The sequence below is a fragment of the Paraburkholderia sp. CNPSo 3274 genome (assembly GCF_024206475.1).
Classification (GTDB): domain Bacteria; phylum Pseudomonadota; class Gammaproteobacteria; order Burkholderiales; family Burkholderiaceae; genus Paraburkholderia.
In genome coordinates, this window is record NZ_JAMBPR010000189.1 from 1 (window position 1) to 2,448 (window position 2,448).

Consider the following 2,448-nt stretch of genomic DNA (forward strand, 5'->3'; position numbering starts at 1 on the left):
TGTGAGAAGTCCGCAGAGCAACGGGATGGCCGAAAGCTTCGTCAAAACGATAAAGCGTGACTACGTCTCATGGATGCCCAAGCCTGATGTCAGAACCGCACTGCAAAACCTGGCTATCGCGTTTGACCACTACAACGAATCGCATCCGCACAGCGCCTTGAAATACTGCTCGCCACGCGAATTCCGCCAGCGCGCAACTTCACCAACCGAAGCGTGACCGCGTGTCCGGTCATGCAGGGGCAAGTCCAAAGGCTGAACATCATAGAACTTATCTGCAATAGTCCTAGCTTCTCTACGACTAGCGAACACCTGCGAGCTAAGCATCTGGCTATCACAACGTATCTTCCATGTGGTTATGCTCATATTTGTTACCTCGTCAAAGGGTGGGCTTAGAGGTTTCCTATAGAGGGGTACGGGGGGGGGCTATCTCAATTGCGACCATCTCAGAGCGTGACACCGACTGGTCGGAACCGAACGAATCAAATCCTCAAAAATTAAACTTTTTCGTGGGCCCCTTCGAGAAGAATTAGCACCAAAAAACAGGATATTTAGAGTTTTCAGAGATATTCTGCGTTATTAGCGCATGTTTCGGCCCGCGTTTATGTGTACTTTTCTGCACCTTTCGCACACTGCGCGGGGACCAACGAGGGACCAAAGCCCGTACAGGCTCGCACAGAGGTTCGCAGTACTTATCGATACGCAGGGTCGGCTAAGGTGCGGGAAGCCCTTGGCGGGCATCCTCGCAAGCCCCAGCATGGTTACGCGCCTAGCCTCTTGATTCGGTCCCGCACCGCGTCAACTTGGTCCGCCTGCTCGGCTAGGTCTTGCTCGAATGCCTCCCGGCTATGGTCGGGCATATCCGCAGCCGTGATGCCGTGCGCAGCCAGTAACGCGGCCAACCCCGGCAGCAATACACGATCCTCGTTGTAATCCGGCCCAAAACTGCCAAGCAGCTTATCGGCCTCGGTAGTGCGCTTAATCTTGATGCCCGCAGCTTCGTTACGCTTAACGTTCAATCGATCGATGCCTAGCTCGTTACGGAGTCGCCTAACGCGAGTGTTAGCACTATCTACCTCAATTAGAGCCGGGTTACGCCTAGCGTTCCCTGCTGCTGTGACGGTTAGCACTTCCGCACGCTGCGCGGCCAGTTGTGCCTTACGCAAAGCTGTTTCTGCATAGATAAGCTCATCGATGCGCGGATCGTCCCGGTTAAGGCTAGGATTCAACCGCAGGATATCGTTAATGCGGTCTGCCTTGGATTTGCGGGCCATTAGGCGTCGTCCTCCGTTACCGGGCTAGGCGTGCATACCTCGCAATGCTCACCCGGATAACAGACGCATTGCTCGTTTGCCTCCATAAAGCCCCTGTACTCTTGCCGGTCGCGGTAACGGTACTGCGGAACCTCCGGCCAATACCACAGGCAACCGTGGACGCTAGGTACACCGTCAAGCTGCTCAAGCCCGATACCGGCATCGGCCAACGCTTCGGCAACGCCACCTACAGCCATGATATCGACGGGGCTGTAATTCTTGATCCTGCCGTACGGACCCATAGGCGCGTCACTTTCTAGCGCAACGTGTACGCGGCTAGCGAGTGCTGCGATTTGCTCGTCGGTTGCGGATGCGGTAATAAGTCGATTGTATTTCATTGTAGTCCTTATGGTTTGATTGAGAAGAACTCGGCTTGTGCAGCACGCCGTCTATCTTGTTCGGCCTGTCTACGGGCAATAGCGGCCTTGCGGTCTTGCTCGTGCATATCGGTAAGATCAACGCCAGCAGCGCGCAACGCGTTATCAGCTTCGATAGCGTCGAGGTAACCTGCAGCGATAGCGTAGAGCCGCTTTACCTCCTGTTGCGTGGCTACGATCTGCTTAAGGATTTGCGAGCCGCTAGAGCCGCGCGCTTTGGCTTCTACGCGCTTTGCGTAAAGCTCCTTAAGTTCGGCCTTGGCGTTATTCGCGTCGCACAGAGCGGATTGCGCTTGCTTGTGCAAGAGTCCGAGCTTTCCGAGATAACACGCAACTACGGAACTAGCTAGCCACGCGTCCGCCTCGGCGGCACTCTTAGCGTGTTTCCCAAGGCGGCCAACGTCTCGGCCTAGTGCGCGTTCAAGGATGCTAATGCGCAGATGCGTAGCAGGCATCGGGATTGCTCGCGTAGCTCCGCGCTTGGTCGTAGGCAACGCCATTAGCTCGGCAAGGCGCTTAACAGGTTGCGGAAATACATCCCCGGCGGAAGCGGTGCGCCTCGATGTACGCGCCCGCCAGTCGCAAACTTTCGCATTGTGCAATCTCAACGCGAATTCAACGTTCTTTCGGCGGCTTGAGGCCGACTTCTGACCTCCTTGCCACGCTTTCCGCCACTTATAAGCGGATTTGTGCCAGTGATCGCATGCGCACGAGGTTGTATGCCGCCATGTTCAACACGAACATCTGGTCCACCTTCTTCA

3 protein-coding genes are annotated in these 2,448 nt (G+C 55.6%); 1 reads left to right on the plus strand and 2 read right to left on the minus strand.

What is annotated here, in order from left to right; translation table 11 throughout:
* Positions 1–217 (plus strand): integrase core domain-containing protein (locus M3I54_RS43950; protein WP_254342964.1); only part of this gene is annotated, 217 nt, incomplete at its 5' end.
* Positions 218–758: 541 nt separating this feature from the next.
* Here M3I54_RS43950 and M3I54_RS43955 read toward each other — a convergent pair.
* Together M3I54_RS43955 and M3I54_RS43960 are read right to left on the minus strand one after the other, a co-directional pair.
* Positions 759–1,271 carry a hypothetical protein gene (locus M3I54_RS43955; RefSeq protein ID WP_254346652.1) on the minus strand — a complete coding sequence of 171 codons (513 nt, stop codon included), beginning with the start codon at positions 1,269–1,271 and terminating at the stop codon, positions 759–761.
* 385 nt (positions 1,272–1,656) lie between these two features.
* Positions 1,657–1,992, minus strand: a complete 336-nt coding sequence (locus M3I54_RS43960) for a hypothetical protein (RefSeq protein WP_254346654.1) — start codon at positions 1,990–1,992, stop codon at positions 1,657–1,659.
* Positions 1,993–2,448: the final 456 nt, after the last annotated feature.

Bases quoted from the DNA above. Each gene is read 5' to 3' on its own strand.
- M3I54_RS43955 (WP_254346652.1), bottom strand. From the start codon at position 1,271: ATGGCCCGCAAATCCAAGGCAGACCGCATTAACGATATCCTGCGGTTG.